The sequence below is a fragment of the Fusibacter sp. genome (assembly GCF_057447755.1).
Genome location: NZ_JBVBZF010000266.1, coordinates 1 through 4,826 on the forward strand (window position 1 = coordinate 1; position 4,826 = coordinate 4,826).

The 4,826-nt window shown below is 40.2% G+C and carries 6 protein-coding genes; all 6 read left to right on the top strand.

Translation table 11 applies throughout. The features are described 5' to 3' along the window. The coding region (gene aroC, locus AC220I_RS18115; protein WP_486725275.1) for a chorismate synthase at positions 1 to 723 on the top strand (723 nt) is incomplete at its 5' end. Further along, entirely contained in the window at positions 716 to 1,537 is an 822-nt protein-coding gene (gene pheA, locus AC220I_RS18120; RefSeq protein ID WP_486725276.1) for a prephenate dehydratase, read from the top strand. The genes aroC and pheA, both read left to right, overlap by 8 nt. Next, positions 1,534 to 2,307, top strand: coding sequence for a shikimate dehydrogenase family protein (locus AC220I_RS18125; RefSeq protein WP_486725277.1), 774 nt, complete (start codon positions 1,534 to 1,536; stop codon positions 2,305 to 2,307). The genes pheA and AC220I_RS18125 overlap by 4 nt, the downstream gene beginning before the upstream one ends. A 152-nt stretch (positions 2,308 to 2,459) precedes the next feature. Next, complete coding sequence (locus tag AC220I_RS18130) at positions 2,460 to 3,332, top strand: branched-chain amino acid ABC transporter permease (RefSeq protein ID WP_486725278.1); 873 nt, start codon at positions 2,460 to 2,462, stop codon at positions 3,330 to 3,332. Between the two features lie 8 nt (positions 3,333 to 3,340). After that, the gene (locus AC220I_RS18135) at positions 3,341 to 4,342 is read left to right on the top strand and encodes a branched-chain amino acid ABC transporter permease (protein WP_486725279.1); all 1,002 of its coding nucleotides are present in this window, start codon (positions 3,341 to 3,343) and stop codon (positions 4,340 to 4,342) included. After that, positions 4,320 to 4,826, top strand: a 507-nt coding sequence (locus AC220I_RS18140) for an ABC transporter ATP-binding protein (RefSeq protein ID WP_486725280.1), incomplete at its 3' end; no start/stop codon positions are given. The genes AC220I_RS18135 and AC220I_RS18140, both read left to right, overlap by 23 nt.

Consider the following 4,826-nt stretch of genomic DNA (forward strand, 5'->3'; position numbering starts at 1 on the left):
GGCGGCCATTTTTCGGCAAGGTTGACAGCACCCCTTGTTTTTGCAGGTGCAATAGCGGAACAGTTGCTATCAGATCAAAATATCAAAATTCTTTCTCAAGTGGAATCTGTTGGGACTGTAAAGGGAGAGAGTCTCTCAAATTATTTGAATCTAGAATCTCTTATTGATAAATTTGATTCGTCTTCACTACTCATTCAACCCGAAATTGAATCGTCTGTACTAGAAGAAGTGGAAAAAGCTAGGCTTTCGCTTGATTCAGTGGGAGGGGTCGTGGAGACACTTGTACTTGGTATGCCAGTAGGTGTCGGAAATCCAATTTTCGATACCATAGAAAGTGAACTTTCATATGGCTTATTTGCCATACCGGCAGTAAAGGGCGTCAGCTTTGGCTCTGGCTTTGACCTTGCAAAAATGAGGGGGTCTGATGCAAATGATGCCTTTATAATGGATGAAGGTAAAGTTAGAACAAGAACAAATCACAATGGCGGTATCAATGGTGGCATCAGTAATGGCATGCCAATTTGGTTCAGGTGTGCCTTTAAACCGACACCATCTATTGCCAGACAACAAGATACGGTTAATTTAGATACTTTTAAAGAAGAAAAAATTGAAATTGTTGGACGTCACGACCCATGTGTAGCCCTTAGAGGCGCAATTGTCGTTAAAGCGGTCACTGCAATTAAGATTTATGACCTTATCAGAAAGGAGATGTCGAATGGCTAAAATTGCATTACAAGGCATTGAAGGTTCATATAGCTATGAAGCAATGCTCCAGTTATATGGTCAAAAGCCTTATGTGTGTTATGATACCTTTGAGGCCGTGTTTGATTCAGTGGAGTCTGGTATATGTCAGCTTGGCATTTTGCCGATAGAAAACTCTTCAACGGGCAGTATTTCTGCTGTATACGATCTGCTTAATAAGTATGATGTACAGATTGTTGCTGAAACAACGCTTAGAATTACCCATAATCTCATGGCGACTGAACCCATCTCGCCAAATGATGTGGAGGTTGTTTATTCTCACCAGCAGGGCTTTGATCAATGTCAAAACTTTTTTAAAAAATACGATAAAATGCACTGTATCCCTTTTAAGAACACAGCACTTAGTGCTCAAAAGGTTTCTAAGGAAAAAAAGTGCAACCAAGCAGCTGTGGCGAGTAAACTTGCAGCCAAGCAGTTTGGACTTTATATTATTGAAGAAAACATAAATGACCAAGTAAATAATTTTACAAGATTCATATTGATCAGTAAGGACGCTGTGAAAAGTGAAAGTGCAAATAAGGTATCTTTTCAATCAGTGGTGAGCCATACACCAGGTTCACTATATAAGATGTTGAGCTGTTTTGAGACTGAGCATATCAACTTGATGAAAATTGAGTCTAGACCCATTCGAAATAAGCCGTGGGAATATACATTCTATATTGATTTTGAAGGTAATATTGAGGACGAAGCCACACAAAAGGCCCTCGACCATATTAAGCATTACTCAAAGGCCTTTAAGCTTCTTGGAAATTACAAAATGGGTGAGGTTTTATGACATACTATGGATTACTAGGAAAGGGAATCACTTATAGTTTATCACCAAAGATCCACAGGGTCGTTTATGAACACTACAAGTTAAACTGTGATTATAAGCTGGTCGATGGTGATTTAGAAGAAAAACTCGATGCGCTAAGGGCCTTAGAAGGCTTTAATGTCACCATCCCTTATAAACAGGATATTATACCCTATCTTGAAGAAATGGACAGTGCTTCGAAAAAAATTGGCGCAGTGAACACAGTAGTGAAGCGAGATGGAAAATGGTTTGGCTATAATACAGATTACCATGGCTTTAAGGAAACAGTCCTATCAATTATAAAGGAAGTCCCGGTCCGTGCAATTATCCTTGGAACAGGTGGTTCTGCCCTGGCGGTTTATCACGTCTTAAAGGATATAGGCGTTGCGACTGTAAATGTGGTGTCAAGAAATCCAGACACTATTTTCGAATCTGAAAAGTGTTTAACCTATGAAATGATTGAAAACAGTGGTTTGCAGAGTGGTCTGTTGGTCAACTGTACACCTGTAGGTCGAGATGGGAAGTCTCCAGTGAGTGATGAACTCATCGCAAGACAAGGTAGTGTGATTGATCTCATCTACAATCCAGAGATGACCCCCTTGCTTAAGAAGGCTGCAGACTTTGGAAAACCTTATGCTAATGGTCTCATGATGTTGATTGTTCAGGCCCTTTATGCAGATCAACTATGGTTTCCTCAGATTGAAGTTGATATTCAAGCCTTGTATCATAAAATTAAATCACAAGTGGACTAAATGTTCATTCTTTGTACAAAAAACTGTACAGAGAATGAACATTTTTTTTGACCTGTCAATGGTGAAATCCTCAGACCACTTGCAATTGCACAATATAAATTTGGCATTGTATTTGCAAATAATATAAGTACATTGCATTAAGGAGGGGAAGAATGACATTATTTTTTCAAAATATCGTAGGGGGTATGCAATCCGCCAGTATGTATGGACTTGCGGCTTTAGGTTTAGTATTGATCTACAAAACAACAGGTGTCATCAACTTTGCACAAGGTGAGCTGGGCATGTTCCATGCCTTCGTGGCTGCGGCATTATTGGCATCAGGTGTTCCAGTTGGACTTGCAGTACTCGTAACATTGTTAGTTGCAGGAGGTGTGGGCTTTTTAATTGAATGGGGCATTATGAGACATGCTGTCAAAATTGACCCCCTTGGGAAAATGATCATGACCATGGGACTTGTTATGGTAGCCCAAGGCTTAGCGCCAATGCTGTTTGGAAACAATCCTCTTTATTTTCCTAAGTTACTTCAGGGGGATCCAATAACCATTCTTGGCATATCAATCTTGCCAAATACTATTTTAATTATTTTCATAACTTTGGCCATTATGGGGATACTCTTCTATATATTGCAGAAAACGCGTTGGGGACTTGCCATTAGAGTAACTGCAGAAAACGTAAACACTGCCAGACTTATGGGGATTCCAACACAGCAAGTTTCACTTGTCATCTGGATTATGGGTACAGTATTGGGAGCCCTGGCGGCTATAATGGTTGCACCACTGACTACAGTCAATGTGAGCATGATGGCAGACATCCATTTAAAAGCATTTATTTCTGCAGTTTTAGGTGGGTTTGCAACATTTTATGGACCTGTTATTGGCGCATTCATCATTGGTATGCTCAACAATATTATTGGCTTTTACATCTCCTCAAAATGGGCAACTGCAATTTTATATGTTTTTATACTTTGCGTGTTAATCCTCAAGCCAACAGGTCTGTTTGGTAAAAAATACATTAAGAAAGTGTAGGTGTCAGTGTGCAATTATTAGAAAGAAAACCTTTTCAATACATTTTGTTTGGCGTTATTGCTATATTGCTACCACTTGCAATAAACGCTAAGGGGTCAACATATACCTTACTGGCATCCATAGGCATTATTGCGATAGCCGCGTTAGGCTTTAACATATTGTTGGGCTATTCAGGTCAAATATCACTTGGACATGGTGCTTTTATGGGCATGGGCGCATACGTCTCAGCCTATATCGTCGCAAAGATGGATTTGCCCTTTGTTTTAGGGATCGCCTTGGCGGCAATTTTACCACTTCTTGTGGGCTTTGTACTTGGTCTTATTGCCCTTCGTCTTGAAGGTCATTATTTGGCCATTGCAACACTCGGTTTTGCTGTGGTTATCGAAGAAATTTTCGCAGAGTTCTCAGAGTTCACTGGTGGTTGGTCTGGTACAAAAGCGGGATTTCCTGTGATCTTTGGCTATAAGTTCAGCAAAGAGACCGTGTACGTTTTAGTGATTTTCGTCTTGGTAGTGCTCATGATTGCCACATACAATTTCATGAAATCAGCCACAGGAAGAGCACTTGTGGCAATGAAAAAGAGTGAACATGCAGCCCAAGCAATGGGTGTCAGCTTGTTTAAATATAAACTTTTGGCATTTTCTTTGAGTACCATGTATGCCGGTATTGCAGGCAGTCTTTACATTCACTTTTTCAGATTTTGCGAACCCAAACTTTGGGGCATAGGACTCTCGCTTGATTTACTTGCCAGTGTTGTAATTGGAGGACTTGGCACTATAGGCGGTGCAGTTGTGGGCGTGGCCTTCTTAAAGCTTTTGCCGACATTTCTACAGGGCCTGCCAATTCTAGGTGATATTGACGGTCTATCATTTGTTTTAACAGGTGTCAGCATCATTATATTTATAATGTTCTATCCCAAAGGGCTCATAAATATTCCGAATGATATTTATGCCCTGATTAAAAAGAAAAGCAATGTAGGAGGTAAGGATGGCATCCGTGTTGAAGATTGATCACTTATCCATTAGCTTTGGTGGTCTAAAGGCAGTCGATGATCTTAGCTTTGAGATTGGCGATAAAATGATTTATGGTCTAATTGGACCAAATGGCGCTGGAAAGACGACGGTTTTTAACTGCATTACCAAGTTCTATACACCAGATCAAGGCACAGTGAAATTTAGAACAATAGAGGACAAAGAGGTTGAACTGATGGACTATAAGGTTCATGAAATTGTGGGACTCGGATTAGTGAGAACCTTTCAAAACGTAGAACTCATAAAAGATCTGTCCATTATAGATAATTTGCTCATTGGGGCGCATTCACAGTTTAAATCCACCGTTCTTGAACAAGCATTTATGCTAAAACGTGCGCGGACTGAAGAAAAGCGAATCCGGGAGAAAGCCATGAGGATTCTAGAGGATTTGAACCTTGAGGATAAAGCAGATGAAATCGCGGGCTCTCAGCCCTATGGCGTTTTAAAAAATTTAGAGCTGGCA

Bases quoted from the DNA above. Each gene is read 5' to 3' on its own strand.
- pheA (WP_486725276.1), top strand. From the start codon at position 716: ATGGCTAAAATTGCATTACAAGGCATTGAAGGTTCATATAGCTATGAA.
- AC220I_RS18125 (WP_486725277.1), top strand. From the start codon at position 1,534: ATGACATACTATGGATTACTAGGAAAGGGAATCACTTATAGTTTATCA.
- AC220I_RS18130 (WP_486725278.1), top strand. From the start codon at position 2,460: ATGACATTATTTTTTCAAAATATCGTAGGGGGTATGCAATCCGCCAGT.